The sequence below is a fragment of the Leifsonia sp. KNZ12-8B genome, from assembly GCF_056755495.1.
In genome coordinates this window covers 1-15,490 of sequence record NZ_JBPGXM010000096.1, presented here as the reverse complement: position 1 = coordinate 15,490, position 15,490 = coordinate 1, and the positions used below count along the sequence as shown (strand labels likewise).

The 15,490-nt window shown below is 73.1% G+C and carries 10 protein-coding genes and 1 other RNA gene; 5 read left to right on the top strand and 6 right to left on the bottom strand.

Features of this window, described 5'->3' with window-relative positions; genetic code table 11:
• From ACR9ZG_RS13590 to rnpB, 4 genes are all read left to right on the top strand, one after another.
• Window positions 1–1,607 (top strand): purine-cytosine permease family protein (locus ACR9ZG_RS13590; protein ID WP_481285381.1); only part of this gene is annotated, 1,607 nt, incomplete at its 5' end.
• 89 nt (window positions 1,608–1,696) lie between these two features.
• Window positions 1,697–2,515 carry a Nif3-like dinuclear metal center hexameric protein gene (locus tag ACR9ZG_RS13585; RefSeq protein WP_481285380.1) on the top strand — a complete coding sequence of 273 codons (819 nt, stop codon included), beginning with the start codon at window positions 1,697–1,699 and terminating at the stop codon, window positions 2,513–2,515.
• A gap of 64 nt (window positions 2,516–2,579) precedes the next feature.
• On the top strand, window positions 2,580–3,314 hold the full coding sequence (locus tag ACR9ZG_RS13580) for a zinc ribbon domain-containing protein (protein WP_481285379.1): 735 nt from the start codon (window positions 2,580–2,582) through the stop codon (window positions 3,312–3,314).
• 47 nt (window positions 3,315–3,361) lie between these two features.
• An RNA gene (gene rnpB, locus ACR9ZG_RS13575) (RNase P RNA component class A) lies at window positions 3,362–3,731 on the top strand.
• A 72-nt stretch (window positions 3,732–3,803) separates the two neighbouring features.
• Here rnpB and ACR9ZG_RS13570 read toward each other — a convergent pair.
• The 6 genes from ACR9ZG_RS13570 to ACR9ZG_RS13545 are packed head-to-tail and all read right to left on the bottom strand — an operon-like array spanning window position 3,804 to window position 11,531.
• Complete coding sequence (locus ACR9ZG_RS13570) at window positions 3,804–4,493, bottom strand: response regulator (protein ID WP_481285378.1); 690 nt, start codon at window positions 4,491–4,493, stop codon at window positions 3,804–3,806.
• On the bottom strand, window positions 4,490–6,985 hold the full coding sequence (locus ACR9ZG_RS13565) for a DUF4118 domain-containing protein (RefSeq protein ID WP_481285377.1): 2,496 nt from the start codon (window positions 6,983–6,985) through the stop codon (window positions 4,490–4,492). Before ACR9ZG_RS13565 ends, ACR9ZG_RS13570 begins: the two co-directional genes overlap by 4 nt.
• 3 nt (window positions 6,986–6,988) lie before the next feature.
• Window positions 6,989–7,609, bottom strand: coding sequence for a potassium-transporting ATPase subunit KdpC (gene kdpC, locus ACR9ZG_RS13560; RefSeq protein ID WP_481285376.1), 621 nt, complete (start codon window positions 7,607–7,609; stop codon window positions 6,989–6,991).
• Window positions 7,610–7,637: 28 nt separating this feature from the next.
• Window positions 7,638–9,794 (bottom strand): potassium-transporting ATPase subunit KdpB, encoded by a 2,157-nt coding sequence (kdpB, locus tag ACR9ZG_RS13555; protein WP_481285375.1) that lies wholly within the window; start codon window positions 9,792–9,794, stop codon window positions 7,638–7,640.
• A 1-nt stretch (window position 9,795) separates the two neighbouring features.
• A complete protein-coding gene (gene kdpA / locus ACR9ZG_RS13550; RefSeq protein ID WP_481285374.1) occupies window positions 9,796–11,442 on the bottom strand; it encodes a potassium-transporting ATPase subunit KdpA in 1,647 nt (548 codons plus the stop codon).
• A complete protein-coding gene (locus ACR9ZG_RS13545; protein WP_481285373.1) occupies window positions 11,442–11,531 on the bottom strand; it encodes a potassium-transporting ATPase subunit F in 90 nt (29 codons plus the stop codon). The genes kdpA and ACR9ZG_RS13545 overlap by 1 nt, the downstream gene beginning before the upstream one ends.
• A gap of 365 nt (window positions 11,532–11,896) precedes the next feature.
• On the opposite strand from ACR9ZG_RS13545, the gene ACR9ZG_RS13540 reads away from it, so the two are divergent.
• Window positions 11,897–15,430, top strand: a complete 3,534-nt coding sequence (locus ACR9ZG_RS13540; RefSeq protein WP_481285372.1) for a DUF5979 domain-containing protein — start codon at window positions 11,897–11,899, stop codon at window positions 15,428–15,430.
• Window positions 15,431–15,490 lie beyond the last annotated feature (60 nt).

The following is a 15,490-nucleotide window of genomic DNA, read 5'->3' as shown; positions in this document are numbered from 1 at the left end:
CCTCCGGCCCGATCGTGACCCACGAGCTCGGTCCGGCCGCGGCCGCCGGCGACCACATCGACCGTGACGTGGCCGACGACGCCGACGACATCGCAAGCGCGGAGCATGCGCCGCGACCCTCCCGCCGGCTGCCCGACGACCAGGCCTTCCTGTACGGGGTCGAGGCGCAGGCGCCGCCGCTGTTCGTGCCGGAGACCGCCGACCTGGAGCCGTCGCCGATGGACCGGAGGGTGGGGCGCGCGTCCCGGATGTTCTGGCTGTGGTTCGCGGCGACGTCCTCGCTCGTGTCGGTCGGGGTCGGGGCGACGCTGTTCACGCTCGGACTCAGCCTGCGGCAGTTGCTCGTCGCCACCCTGTTCGGCGTCGCGCTGTCGTTCGTCCCGCTCGGGCTGGGCACGCTGGCGGGCAAGTGGAGCGGCCAGCCCACGATGGTGGTGTCGCGGGCGACGTTCGGGATGCTGGGCAACATCGTCCCGACCGTGCTCGCCCTGCTGGTCAAGCTGTTCTGGGGCGCGGTGCTGCTCTGGCTCGCCGGGACCGCCGCGGGGTCGCTGGCGGTCGCGCAGGGCTGGGCGAGCGGTCCGGTCGTCTGGACCTCCGTCGCCCTGGTCCTCGTCATCGCGGTCGCGGGGGCGGTCGCGTGGTTCGGTTACGCGCTGGTGGCGAGGGTGCAGCTCGTCCTCACCATCGCCTCCGCCGTGCTCATCCTCATCGTGATCGCGGCGACCTGGCCCCAGGTCGACGTCGGGAGCGCGCTCGCCTTCCCCGATGCGCTGTGGACGCACGTCATCACGGGCGCCGTCATCGTGTTCAGCTACCTGGGCCTCGCCTGGGCCATGAGCAGCGCCGAGGTCGCGCGGTACCAGCGGCCGACCTCGTCCGGGGCGACGGGGATGCTCTGGGCGGCCTTCGGCGCCGCGGTCCCGCCGTTCGTCCTCGTGTCGTACGGAGGGCTGCTCGCCGCCTCCAGCCCCGAACTCGCGATCGGGCTCGCCAGGGACCCGGTCGGCGCGCTCGCCCGGCTCGGCCTGCCGGGGTGGTTCGCCATCGCCCTGCTGCTCTCGGTGGTGCTCAGCCTGGTGTCGGCGCTCGTGCTGACCTGCTACTCGGCGGGCTTCACGCTCGACGCGCTCGGGGTGCGGCTCGGGAGGCGGTGGAGCACGCTCATCACGGCGGGTGCGATCGCGCTCGCCGGAGTGGGCCTCGCGCTGACGGTGAGCGACCTCGCGGGGCTCATCCGCGGCATCCCGACCGCGCTGTCGGTGCCGGTCGCAGCCTGGTCGGGGATCTTCGCCGGGGAGATGATGCTGCGGATGCGGCGGTTCCACCAGCCGTCGCTGCTGCAGCGCGGCGGGGTCTACCCGGACTGGCGCTGGGTCAACCTGTCGATGCTCGTCGTCGCGAGCGTGGTCGGCTTCGGCCTGGTCACGTCCGACGTGCCGTGGCTGATGTGGGAGGGCTACCTGTTCCGGCTCGCCGGCATCGACACGAACGCGGGGCTGGGGGCCACCGACATCGGTGTGCCGGCCGCCCTGGCGCTCGGCCTGCTCACCCCGATGGTCGCGGGCATCCCGGCCGTGCGGAGGCAGGAGCGCGCACTGGCCTGACGAGCGCTGGCCTGACGCGCACTGCCTTGTAGGGCGCTGCCCTGAAAGGCGCTGCGGCGAGCGGGGGCGCATCCCGTAGGCTCTATCCCGTGCCGCACACCGTCAGCTCCGTCCGCGAGACCGTCGAGCGCCTGTGGCCGCTCTCGGGCGCCGAGAGCTGGGACGCGCCCGGCCTCGTCGCCGGTGACCCGGCAGCGCCCGTCGAGCGCATCCTGCTCACCGTCGACGCCGTCTCGGCGACGGTGGACGAGGCGGTCGAGACGAAGGCGGACCTCCTGCTCGCCCACCACCCGCTGCTGCTGCGCGGGGTCACGAGCGTCGCAGAGGACCGGTACAAGGGCGCGCTGCTGGCGCGCCTGATCCGCAACGACTGCGCCCTCATCGCCGCGCACACCAACGCCGACGTGGTCGCCGACGGCACGAGCGCCGTCCTCGCGGCCCGGCTCGGCCTCCGCGACACCGCGCCCATCGCGCCGGCGGCCGACGGCGTGACCGGGATCGGCCGCGTCGGGACGCTCGCCGAGCCGACGACGCTCGGTGCGCTCGCGCGGGCGCTCGCAGACATCCTCCCGCCGACGGCCGGGGGAGTGCGCGCGGCCGGCGACTACCACCAGCCGGTGTCGCGCATCGCCGTGTGCGGCGGCGCTGGCGACTCGCTGCTCGGGTCGGAGGCCGTGCGCGGCTCCGACGTGTACATCACGGCCGACCTGCGCCACCATCCGGCGTCCGAGGCGCGCGAGCAGGCGATCGTCGGCACCGGCCCCGCCCTGCTCGACGTGTCGCACTGGGCCAGCGAGTGGCTCTGGCTCGACACCGCCGCCGAGCAGCTGCGCTCCGCGCTGCCCGGCGTCGACGTCGCCGTCAGCGAGCTGCGCACCGACCCGTGGGACTTCGCGATCCTGCAATGACCGCTCGCACGGCCTCCAGAACTCCATACGATCCAGATCCACCCCGACCAGGGAGCACCGCACCGTGAAAGCCAGCCCCGCCGACCAGAACGAGCTCCTGCGCCTCCAGGCCGCCGACACCCGGCTCGCGCAGCTCGCCCACGCCGCCGCCAGCCTCCCGCAGACCAAGGAGCTGGCCGCCCTGCAGCCCGAGGTCGAGGCGCTCCGGGCCCGCTGGATCGCCGCGACCGGCGAGCTGGAGGACGCGCGCGCCGAGCTCGGCCGCATCGAGTCCGACGTGAAGGTGGTGGAGGCGCGCGTCGCCCGCGACAACGAGCGCGTGCAGCACACCGCCTCGGTCAAGGACGTGCAGGCGCTGGAGGCGGAGCTCGCCTCCCTCGCCAAGCGGCAGGGCGACCTCGAGGAGATCGAGCTGACCGTGATGCAGCGCGTCGAGGACCTCGAGAAGGCGCTCGCCGCCGTCGAGGCCGAGCGCGCGGAGCAGGACGAGCGGATCGCCGCGCTCGAGGCCGCCCGCGACGAGGCCGTCGGCGCGCTGAACGCGCAGCGGGAGGCCCTCGCCACCGATCGGGCGACGATCGCCGGTGCGCTCCCGGCGGACCTGATCGAGCTGTACGAGCGCCAGCGCTCCCGCTACGGGATCGGCGCCGCCGCGCTCATCCGCGGCGTGTCGATGGGGTCGAACGTGAAGCTGACGGAGTCCGACCTCTCGGAGATCCGCCGCGCGGCCGCCGACGACGTGGTGCTGTGCCCGGACAGCGGCGCCATCCTGGTGCGCGGCGATGACTCGGGGCTCTAGCACTCCTCGGGCCGCGGCCGGCTCCTGCGCTATCGTTGAGCGTGGAATGGGTCGGCAAGACGGTCGCGTCGGTCCGCGCGAGCGGGCCGCCGAGGAACGTCCGGGCTCCACAGAGCAGGGTGGTGGGTAACGCCCACCCGGGGTGACCCGCGAGACAGTGCAACAGAGAGCAGACCGCCACGGGCTTCGGCCCGCGGTAAGGGTGAAACGGTGGTGTAAGAGACCACCAGCGACCGGGGTGACCCGGCCGGCTGTGTAAACCTCGCCCGGAGCAAGGTCAGACAGGGGACGATGAGGCTGCTCGCCGAGTCCCCGGGTAGACCGCTGGAGGGCGGCGGCAACGCCGCTCCGAGATAGATGGCCGTCCGCGGCGCTCACGCGCCGTGACAGAACCCGGCGTATCAGCCGGCCCATTCCCTCCGAGCCGGGCGTCGCCGGTCGGGCGGCGTCGCCGGTCAGTCGTCGTCGCCGGTCAGGCGTCGTCGCCTGTCAGGCGTCCGGCACGAACCGGTACCCCATCCCCGCCTCCGTCAGCAGGTAGCGCGGGTGCGATGGCTCCGGTTCGAGCTTCTTGCGGAGCTGCGCCAGGTAGAGCCGGAGGTAGCCGGTATCGCTGGTGTACTGCGGTCCCCACACCTGGGTCAGCAGCGCCTGCCGGGTCACGAGCCGGCGCGGGTTGCGCAGCAGCACCTCCAGCAGCGCCCACTCGGTCGGTGTCAGGCGCACGGACTGCTCGCCGTCGGGTGTCGTCCGCGTCACCTGCCGCGCGGCGAGATCCACGGCGACGTCGCCGAACCGCACGACCGGCTCGTCGGCGGGGCCGCTCTGCCGCCGGGTGAGGGCGCGGATGCGCGCCAGCAGCTCGTCCGCGGCGAACGGCTTGGTGACGTAGTCGTCGGCGCCCGCGTCGAGGGCGTCGACCTTGTCGGCCGAGCCGGTGCGGCCGGACACGACGAGGATCGGCACGCCCGTCCAGCCGCGCAGCCCCTGGATGACCTCAATGCCGTCGAGCTCGGGCATCCCGAGGTCGAGCATCACGAGGTCCGGATGGTGCTCCACGGCCTGCGTCAGCGCCTCCGCCCCGGTTCCGGCCGTGACGACCTCGTACCCGTGCGCGCTCAGCAGGATGCGCAGGGCGCGCAGCATCTGGCCGTCGTCGTCGGCGATGAGGATCTTCACGCCCGCTCCTCCTCATGGTCCGGCGCGGCCGGCAGCGAGACGACCATCGTGAGGCCGCCGCCGGGGGTGTCCTCGGCCTCGAGCGTGCCGCCCATGCCCTCCACGAACCCCTTCGACAGCGCGAGACCCAGCCCGATGCCGGCGTCGTTGTCGGTGTCGCCGAGCCGCTGGAACGGCAGGAACACCGCGTCGCGGCGCTCGGCGGGGATGCCGGGGCCGTGGTCGATCACCCGCAGCTGCACCGTGCCGCCGAACTCGCTGGCGGCCACCACCGGCGGCCGGTCGGCGGGGGAGTACCGGGCGGCGTTGGAGAGCAGGTTGACGAGCACGCGCTGCAGCAGCACCCCGTCCGCGAGCACCGGCGGCACGTGGGCGGGCAGGTCGAGCTCCACCTCGCCGGGTCCGAGCGCGAGCTCGTCGAGGGCGGGAGGGACGACGTCGTCGAGCTCGGTCGGCGCGAGCGAGACGCCCAGCACCCCGGCCTCCACCCGGCTCGCGTCGAGCAGGTTCGTCACGAGCACGGCGAGGCCGTGGAGGCTCTCGTCGGCGGTGGCGAGCAGCTCCTCCCGGTCGGCGTCGCTGAGCGCGAGGCCCGTCTGGCGGAGGGTGCTGACGGCGGCCGTGGCGGAGGCGAGCGGGCGGCGCAGGTCGTGGCCGACGGCGGCGAGCAGGGCGCTGCGGACGCGGTCGGCCTCGGCGAGCGGGCCCAGCTCGCCCGCGGTGGCCGCGAGGTCCCTGTGCTGGAGGGCGGCGTCGAGCTGGGCGACGATGGCAGCGAGGAGCCGGCGGTCGGCGGCCTCGAGCTCACGGCCGGACAGCTCCAGGGTGCCGCGGGCGCCGACGGGGACCGTGCGGGTGCGCGCGGGCTCGGCGGGTTCGCCGTCGGACGACACGACCTCCCCGTCGACGAAGAGGCGCACCCCGGTCAGTCGGAACGCCTCGCGGGTGCGCGTGACGAGGGCCTGCAGCGCATCCTCGCCGCGGATGACGCCGCCCGCGACGGTCGCGAGCAGCTCGGCCTCCGCCGCGGCGCGCTGCGCGGCCCGCGTGCGCCGGGCCGCCTGGTCGACGACGATGCTGACCAGGACGGCGATGACCACGTACAGCAGCAGCGCCAGCAGGTGCAGCGGCTCGCCGACGGTGATCGTGTACAGCGGGTCCACGAAGAAGTAGTCGAGCGTGAGCCCCGAGAGAAGTGCGGCGAAGATCGCCGGCCAGATGCCGCCGACCAGCGCGACCACGACGACGAGGAGCTGATAGCTCAGCACGTCGGCGGTCATCGACTCGGGCGAGCGGAGGTTCGTCAGCAGCACGGTGAGCAGGGGGCCGCCGACCAGTGCGAGCGCGAAGCCGTACACGCGCCGCCGCACGGTCAGCCCGCCGCGCGGCCGGGGGAGGGAGAACCGCCCGCCCGCCCGCGCGTGCGAGACGATGTGCACGTCGATGTCGCCGGACTCCCTGATCACGGTCGCGCCGATGCCCGGCCCGGTCAGCAGGGCGGAGAGCCGGCTGCGGCGGGAGACGCCGATGACGAGCTGCGTGGCGTTCTCGGCGCGGGCGAATGCGACGAGGGCGCGCGGGATGTCGTTGCCGACCACCTGGTGGTAGCTGCCGCCCAGCTGCTCCACCAGGGCGCGCTGCTCGGCGAGGGCGCCCGGCGTCGACTCGCGGAGGCCGTCCTCTCCCGTGACGTGCACGGCGAGGAGCTCGCCTCCGGCCGAGCGCGCGGCGATCCGGGCGCCGCGGCGGAGCAGGGTCTTGCCCTCCGGGCCGCCGGTCAGGGCGACCACCACGCGCTCGCGCGCCTCCCAGGTGCCGGCGATGCCGTGCTCGGCGCGGTACCGCTGCAGCGCGCTGTCGACCTCGTCGGCCAGCCAGAGCAGCGCCAGCTCGCGCAGGGCGGTCAGGTTGCCGAGCCGGAAGTAGTTCGACAGGGCGGCGTCGATGCGGGCGGCCGGGTAGACGAGACCCTCGGCCAGGCGGTCGCGGAGGGCCTGCGGGGCGAGGTCGACCACCTCGATCTGATCGGCGGCGCGCAGCACGGCGTCTGGCACGGTCTCGCGCTGCCGCACCCCGGTGATCTGCTCGACCACGTCGTTCAGCGACTCGATGTGCTGGATGTTGACCGTGGAGGTGACGTCGATGCCCGCGGCGAGCATCGCCTCCACATCCTGCCAGCGCTTCTCGTTGGGGGAGCCGGGCGCGTTGGTGTGCGCGAGCTCGTCCACGAGCGCGAGCTGCGGCGCCCTGGCGAGCACCGCGTCGAGGTCGAGCTCGGGCAGTGCCACACCGCGGTGCTCGACACGGCGGCGGGGGACGACCTCCAGCCCGTCGAGCATCGCGGCGGTCGCGGCGCGGTCGTGGGTCTCGGCGACGGCGACGACCACGTCTTTGCCGAGGTCGCGCAGCCTCCTGCCCTCCTCGAGCATGGCGTAGGTCTTGCCCACCCCCGGCGCGGCGCCGAGCATCACCCGCAGGTGGCCACGAGGCATCGTCTACCTGTCCATCTCCGCCAGCGCGAGGTTCAGCTGGAGCACGTTCACGGTCGGGTCCCCGAGGTAGCCGAGGTCCCGTCCCTGAATCCTAGACGTCACCAGCTCCCGCACCGCGCTCTCTTCGAGGCCGCGCGCCGCGGCCACCCGCTTCACCTGGAGGAGGGCATAGGCGGGGGAGATGTGCGGGTCGAGGCCGGAGCCGGAGGCCGTCACCGCGTCGCCGGGGATCCGCGCCGCGGTCACGCCGTCGCTCGACTCGATGGCGGCCGTGCGGTCGGCCACCGCCTTCTGCTGGTCGGGGTTGGCGGCGGCCAGGTTGCTGCCGGAGGAGGCGCCGCCGTCGTAGCCGTCGCCCGCCGCCGACGGGCGCGACTGGAACCACTGCGGCAGGGCCGTGCCGTCGGCGTCGGCGAACGACTGGCCGATCAGCGCCGAGCCGACGACCGCGCCGTCCGCACGGCCGTCCGCGCGGACGAGGGACCCGTTGGCGGCGGCGGGGAGGGCGACCTGGCCGATCGCGGTGACCACCAGCGGGTAGGCCAGGCCGAGCACGACGGTCAGGACGAGAAGGGCGCGCAGGGCCACCCAGTAGGGGCGCCAGGCGCCGCGGAGCGTGTTCACGGTTCGATTCCTTCTCTCGGGATCCGGGTCAGAACCCGGGGATGAGCGCGACCAGCAGGTCGATGAGCTTGATGCCGACGAACGGCGCCACGATCCCGCCGAGCCCGTACACGAGCAGGTTGCGCCCGAGCAGCGAGGCCGCGGAGACCGCCCGGTACCGCACGCCGCGCAGCGCCAGCGGGATCAGCAGCACGATCACGATCGCGTTGAAGACGACCGCCGAGAGGATGGCCGACGCCGGCGAGTGCAGCCCCATCACGTTGAGCGCCGCGAGCCCGGGGAAGGCGCCGACGAACATCGCCGGGATGATCGCGAAGTACTTGGCCACGTCGTTCGCGATCGAGAACGTCGTGAGCGCCCCGCGGGTGATGAGCAGCTGCTTGCCGATGCGGACGATGTCGATCAGCTTCGTCGGGTCGGAGTCGAGGTCGACCATGTTGCCGGCCTCCTTCGCCGCCGACGTGCCGGTGTTCATCGCGACGCCGACGTCCGCCTGGGCGAGCGCGGGGGCGTCGTTGGTCCCGTCGCCGGTCATCGCGACGAGGTTCCCGCCCTCCTGCTCGCGGCGGATCAGGGCCAGCTTGTCCTCCGGCTTCGCCTCGGCCAGGAAATCGTCGACCCCCGCCTCCGCCGCGATCGCCTTCGCCGTCAGCGGGTTGTCGCCGGTGACCATCACGGTCCGGATGCCCATCCGGCGCAGGTCGGCGAACCGCTCGGCCAGCCCCTCCTTGACGATGTCCTTGAGGTGCACGACGCCGAGCAGGGTCGCGACGTCGTCGGCCGTGCGCGACGCCACCGCCAGCGGGGTGCCTCCCGCCTGCGAGATGCGCTCCACCTCCTCCTCCAGCTCGGCCAGGGTCGCCGCCGACGGGGGTGTGGAGGCGCGCACCCAGGTCACGACGGCGCTCGCCGCGCCCTTGCGCACCTGCGAGCCGTCCGGCAGGTCGAGGCCGCTCATCCTGGTCTGCGCGGTGAACGGCACGATGACGCCGTCCACGCGGCCGGGGCGCGCATAGCCGAGGGTCTCGGCCAGCTCGACGATCGAGACGCCCTCCGGCGTGGGGTCCGACAGCGACGACAGCGCCGCCGCCCGCACCAGCTCGGCGCTCGCCGTGCCGCCGACCGTGGTGAGTTCGCTGGCGCGGCGGTTGCCGTACGTGATGGTGCCCGTCTTGTCCAGGAGGAGCGTGGTCACGTCGCCCGCCGCCTCCACCGCCCGGCCTGACATGGCGAGCACGTTGCGCTGCACGAGCCGGTCCATGCCGGCGATGCCGATGGCCGAGATGAGCGCGCCGATCGTGGTCGGGATGAGGCACACCAGCAGCGCGACGAGCACCGGCACCGCGGGAGCGGCGTCCGAGTACCCGGCGGCGGGGGCGAGCGTCAGCACGACGATCACGAAGACGATCGAGAGGCTGGCGAGGAGGATGTTGAGCGCGATCTCGTTCGGCGTCTTCTGCCGTGCCGCGCCCTCCACGAGCCGGATCATCCGGTCGACGAACGTCTCGCCCGGCTTGCTCGTGATGCGCACGACGATGCGGTCGGAGAGGACGCGCGTGCCGCCGGTGACGGCGCTGCGGTCGCCGCCCGACTCGCGGACGACGGGCGCGGACTCGCCGGTGATCGCCGACTCGTCCACGGTCGCGATGCCGTGCACGACGTCGCCGTCGCCCGGGATGAGCTCGCCCGCCGCAACGACGACCACGTCGCCGAGCCTCAGCTCGCTCGACGCGACCCGCTCCAGCGGGGTGGCGACGGCGTCCGGGTCGCCGGCCTCGTCGTAGCCGGCGACGCGCTGCGCGACGGTGCTCGACCGGGTCGCGCGGAGCGTCGCGGCCTGCGCCTTGCCGCGGCCCTCGGCAACCGCCTCCGCCAGGTTGGCGAAGAGCACGGTCAGCCACAGCCAGACGGCGATGCTCCAGGTGAAGGCGAGGGAGGTGGTCGCGTCGCCGTCGCCGCCGAGGAACGGCTGCGCGATCGCGATGACCGTCGTCAGGGCGGCGCCGACCTCCACGATGAACATGACCGGGTTGCGCCACATCAGGCGCGGGTCGAGTTTGCGCGCGGCGCCGGGGAGCGCGGCGGCGAGCTGCCGGACCGAGAAGGCGCCGGCGGGTGCGGCGGACGGATGCGCGTGCGCGTGCGCGTCGGTCCTGGTGTCGTGGTCGGGGATGGTGGTGGTCATGTCAGTTCAGTCCTTCCGCCAGGGGGCCCAGCGCGAGAACGGGGAAATAGGTGAGGGCGGAGACGAGCACGATCGTGCCGGCGAGCAGTCCGACGAACTGCGGGCGGTGCGTCGGCAGCGTCCCGGTGGTGGCGGGCACGCGGCCCTGGGCCGCGAGCGACCCGGCGAGCGCGAGCACGAACACGATCGGCAGGAACCGGCCGAGGAACATCGCGACGCCGAGCGCCGTGTTGAACCACGGCGTGCTCGCGGTGAGGCCGGCGAAGGCGGAGCCGTTGTTGTTCGCCGCGGAGGTGAAGGCGTACAGCACCTCGGTGAATCCGTGCAGACCCGGGTTGAGGATGGACGTCTTCTCGACCTCGTCCCGGATGGCCGGGATGGCGAAGCTCAGCCCGGTGCCGACCAGCACGAGCGTCGGCGTGGCGAGGATGTAGAGGCTCGCGAGCTTGATCTCGCGCGGCCCGAGCTTCTTGCCGAGGTACTCGGGCGTCCGGCCGACCATGAGGCCGGCCAGGAAGACGGCGATGACCGCGATGACGAGCATCCCGTACAGCCCGGAGCCGACACCGCCCGGCACGACCTCGCCGAGCATCATGTTGACGAGCGCCATCAGTCCGCCGAGCGGGCTGAAGCTGTCGAGCATCGCGTTCACCGCCCCCGTGGAGGTGGTGGTGCTGGTGGTGTTGAACAGCGTGGAGCCGAGGATGCCGAACACGGTCTCCTTGCCCTCCATCGTGCCGGCCGACGCCTCCAGCAGCGACATCGCGGTCAGCGACACGACGAACAGCAGGCCCATCGTCGCGAGGATCGCGTAGCCCTGCCGGCGGTCGCCGACCATCGTGCCGAAGGTCCTGGGCAGCGAGAACGGGATGAGCAGCATGAGCAGCACCTCGACGAGGTTCGTCCACGCGGTCGGGTTCTCGAAGGGATGAGCCGAGTTGGCGTTGAAGAAGCCGCCGCCGTTCGTGCCGAGCAGCTTGATCGCCTCCTGCGACGCCACCGGCCCGCCGGGGATCGTCTGCACGGCCCCGGTGAGCGTCGTCACGTGCTGGAAGCCGCTGAGGTTCTGCACGACGCCGCCCGCGATCAGCACGACCGCCGCGACGAGCGACAGGGGGAGGAGGATGCGCACGGTCGCGCGCAGCAGATCCACCCAGAAGTTGCCGATGGTGCCGGTCGACCGCGACGCGAAGCCGCGCACCAGCGCGACCGCGATCGCGATCCCGACGGCCGCAGAGACGAAGTTCTGCACGGCGAGACCGGCGGCCTGCACCAGGTACCCCATCGTCAGCTCGGGCGAGTACGACTGCCAGTTGGTGTTCGTGACGAAGGAGATGGCGGTGTTGAAGGCGGTGCTCTCCGGGACGGCGGGGAGGCCGAGCGAGTACGGCAGGAACTGCTGCAGCCGCTGCAGCCCGTACACGAGCACGATGCCGACCACGGAGAACGCGAGCACCCCGCGCAGATACGCCGGCCACGACTGCCCCGCCCGCGGCTCCACCCCGATCAGCCGGTAGACGCCCCGCTCGACGGCGAGGTCGCGGTCGGAGGTGAACACCCGGGCCATGTAGTCGCCCAGCGGGCGGTAGGCGATGGCGAGCAGCAGCGCGAGCGTCGCCACCTGGGCGACGAACAGCCAGCCCGCCATCAGAAGCGCTCCGGCTTCACGAGGGCGGTCACCAGGTAGGCGACGGCGGCGATCGCGAGCAGCGCCGCGATCGCATCGATGACGATCACAGCTTCTCGACCCCCCGGCCGGCCAGCCCCACGATCAACGCGAGGGCGGCCACCGCGAGGAGGAAGACGACGTCCAGCAAGACTCTCTCCATCCATGACGCACGACGGGGCCGGACGGCCGCGCCGGAGACGAGTCCACACCCGCGCCGGGCGCCGAGAACGCGTCCTAACGACTTCCTCACGGCCGCGGACCCAACCCTTACGGACTCCTCACGCGCCTCCCTCCACCACTCAGGTCCGCCCTCAACCGCACTGCACGGCGGCCGCTGAGTGCCGCGCACGCGAGGGCCGCTCCGTAGCGTCGCTGCGAAACCTGCCCGCACCCGCAACGCGTTCGACGCGCTGAGAGGAACCCGAAGAAACCCATGACCACCTCCCGATTCCCCCGGGCCGTCGCCGCCGCGGCGACCGCGGTCGCGCTCGCCGCGGGCGCGGCGATCACGGTCCCGGTCGCGGCGGCCGCCGCCCCGGAGCCGCGTGACATCGCCCTCGGCGACTGCCCCGCCGAGATGCCGCCGCTGAGCGGCGACAACCCCCTCTACGTCGACAACACCGTCGCCGTGTACGCCGGCGGCAACTACCTCGCGACCGGTGCCGCTGCCGAGTCGGAGGGCCTGCTCGTCGTCCGCGGCGACGCCCTCTTCGACAAGGAGTGGGGCGGCGTCTACAACGTCGGGACCGTCGGCGTCGGCTCGCAGATCGCCCCGGAGGCCGGCTCCACGATGCTCGCCGTCGGCGGCGACCTGCAGATCGGCGTCGACACCCGCGTCGAGGTCGGCGCCCGCCTGCCCGGCGGCGGCGGCGTGCTCGTCGGCGGCACCGCGACCGGCGCCATCGATACCTTCGGCGGCCCGATGGAGACCGGCATCGGCCCGTACGCCGCGCTGGAGCAGTGGGGCGACTTCCACGCCACCGTGCAGCAGACCTCCAGCGGCCTCGCCGCCATGACCGCGAACGGCACGGCCGTGCGCGGCGGCGGCATGTCGTTCACCGGCACGGGAGCCGACGAGCTCCAGGTGTTCACGGTCGACGCCGGCGTCCTGGAGGGAACCACCGAGTTCCACTTCGACAACGTCACCGACACCATGCCGATACTGATCAACGTGGTCGGCGGCCCGATCGTCGACCTGCAGTCCAACTACGTGTCCGTGAACGGCGTGCGCGTCGACTCGACCACCTCGCCCGACCTCGGCACGGCCTCCTCGCGCATCCTCTGGAACTTCATCGACAGCCCGCTCGTGAACTTCAACGGGAGCGGCCAGTGGATCGGGTCGATCCTGGTGCCGCAGGGCGACGCCAACCTCGACGTCAGCTCCAACGGCCGGCTCTACGTGGGCGGCGACCTGTACACCCACGGCGGCGGCAACGAGCACCACAACTACCCGTGGATCGGCCTGCAGTGCTCGCCGATCGACGTCGCCCCGGCCGAGGGCGGGTTCGCCGTCAAGAAGGTCGTGACCGGTGACGCCGCGGGCCTCGTGCCCGCCGACGCCGAGTTCACCGTGACGTACACCTACACGCTCGACGGCGTCCCGGCCACCGGAACCCTGACGGTCTCACCGGACGGGATGCTGGTCTCGGGCCCGCAGAACCTGCCAGCCGGGACGGTCGTCACCTTCACCGAGACCGACCTCCCCTCGATCGACGGCGTCGTCTGGGGCGCCCCGGCGTTCAGCCCGTCCTCGCTGACGGTCGGAGCGGGCGAGGTCGCCGAGATCCTCCTCACCAACACGGCGGACGCCGCTCCCGTGGCGGTCGGCGGCTTCTCCGTCGCGAAGGCGCTCACCGGCGCCGCCGCGGGCCTCGTGCCCGGCGACACGGCCTTCACGGTCGAGTACGCCTACGACCTGGAGGGCGTGCCGACCACCGGCACGCTCACCGTCCTCGCGGACGGCACCGTCGTCGACGGCCCGCAGAACCTCGCGGCCGGGACGGTCGTGACGTTCACCGAGCTCAACCTCCCGCCCGTCGACGGCGTGGTCTGGGGCGCCCCGACCTTCAGCCCGTCCTCGGTGACCATCGGCGACGGCCAGAACACCCTGGTGACGCTGACGAACACGGCCGACGAGGTCGTGGTGCCGGTCGGGGGCTTCTCGATCGCCAAGGCCGTCACCGGTGCGGCGGCCTCCGCTGTTCCCGCCGGCACCGCCTTCACAGTTGAGTACGCCTACGACCTGGCTGGCGTCGCCACCACCGGCACGCTGACCGTCCTCGCGGACGGCACGGTGGTCGACGGCCCGCAGAACCTGCCCGCCGGCACGGTCGTGACCTTCACCGAGATCGACCTCCCGGAGGTGTCCGGCGTGGTGTGGGGCGCCCCGGCGTTCAGCGCGGACAGCGTCACGATCGGCGACGGCACCAACACGCTCGTCACCCTGACGAACACGGCCGACGAGGTCGTGGTCCCGGTCGGCGGCTTCTCGCTCGCCAAGGCCGTCGCCGGCCCGGCGTCCGGCCTCGTCCCCGGCGACACCGCGTTCACGGTCGACTACACGTACGACCTCGACGGCTCGACGGTCACCGGCTCGCTGACCGTGCTCGCGGACGGCACCGTCGTGGACGGGCCGCAGAACCTCCCGGCCGGAACGGTCGTCTCCTTCACCGAGGTGCAGCTGCCCGACCTGGGCGGCGTCGTCTGGGGCGCTCCGGCCTTCAGCGCCGACAGCATCACCATCGGCGACGGCGAGAACGCGCTTGTCACCCTCACGAACACGGCGGACGCCGCCCCGGCGCCGGTCGGCGGGTTCTCCGTCGCGAAGGCGCTCACCGGCGCCGCGGCCGGGCTCGTGCCCGCCGGCACGGAGTTCACGGTCGAGTACGCGTACGACCTTGCCGGGGTGCCGACCACCGGCACGCTGACCCTGCTCGCGGACGGCACGGTCGTCGACGGGCCGCAGAACCTCGCGGTCGGGACGGTCGTCACGTTCACCGAGGTGAACCTCCCGTCGATCGACGGCGTCGTGTGGGGCGCCCCGGCGTTCAGCACCGGCAGCGTCACGATCGGCGACGGCCAGAACACGCTGGTCACCCTGACGAACACGGCCGACGAGGTCGTGGTCCCGGTCGGCGGCTTCTCGCTGGCCAAGGAGGTCACGGGCGCGGCGTCCGGCCTGGTCCCGGCCGGCACGGAGTTCACCGTCGAGTACGCCTACGACCTGGGCGGCGTCGCCACCACCGGCACGCTGACCCTGCTCGCGGACGGCACGGTCGTGGACGGCCCGCAGAACCTGCCCGTCGGTACGGTCGTGACCTTCACCGAGGTGAACCTGCCGACGATCGACGGCGTGGTGTGGGGCGCTCCCGCGTTCAGCGCGGACAGCATCACGATCGGCGACGGCCAGAACCCGCTGGTCACCCTCACCAACACGGCCGACGAGGTCGTGGTGCCGGTCGGCGGCTTCTCGCTCGCCAAGGCGCTCACCGGTGCCGCCGCCGGCGTGGTGCCGGCCGACACCGAGTTCACGGTCGAGTACGCCTACGAGCTCGGCGGCCTCCACCTGGTCGGCCAGGCGACCCTGCTGGCCGACGGCACAGTCGTCGACGGCCCGCAGACCCTCCCGGTCGGCACGGTCGTCACCTTCACCGAGGTGAACCTCCCGTCCATCGACGGCGTCGTGTGGGGCGCCCCGGCGTTCAGCACCGACAGCGTCACGGTCGGCGACGCCGAGAACACGCTCGTCACCGTCACCAACACGGCCGAGGCCGCCGAGGTGCCCGCGGAGCCGGAGGCCCCGGCCGAGCCGGAGGAGTCCGCTCCTGCCCCGACCGAGCCGGAGGGCGTCCTCGCCTCCACCGGCGCCGCCTCCGTCGCGGGCATCGTGCTCGCCGCGCTGTCCCTCCTCGCAGCCGGCTTCACAGTGCTGGCGCTCCGCCGGCGCCGCCGCGCCCAGCAGAGCTGACCCGCACGACGACGCTCACGCTCACGGCGTGACGAACGCGAACGGGCGGCCGGATCACTC

What these genes read in the sequence shown, in the direction of transcription:
- ACR9ZG_RS13540 (WP_481285372.1), top strand. Translation starts at nt 11,897, where the DNA reads ATGACCACCTCCCGATTCCCCCGGGCCGTCGCCGCCGCGGCGACCGCG.
- ACR9ZG_RS13565 (WP_481285377.1), bottom strand. Translation starts at nt 6,985, where the DNA reads ATGCCTCGTGGCCACCTGCGGGTGATGCTCGGCGCCGCGCCGGGGGTG.
- kdpB (WP_481285375.1), bottom strand. Translation starts at nt 9,794, where the DNA reads ATGACCACCACCATCCCCGACCACGACACCAGGACCGACGCGCACGCG.
- kdpA (WP_481285374.1), bottom strand. Translation starts at nt 11,442, where the DNA reads ATGGCGGGCTGGCTGTTCGTCGCCCAGGTGGCGACGCTCGCGCTGCTG.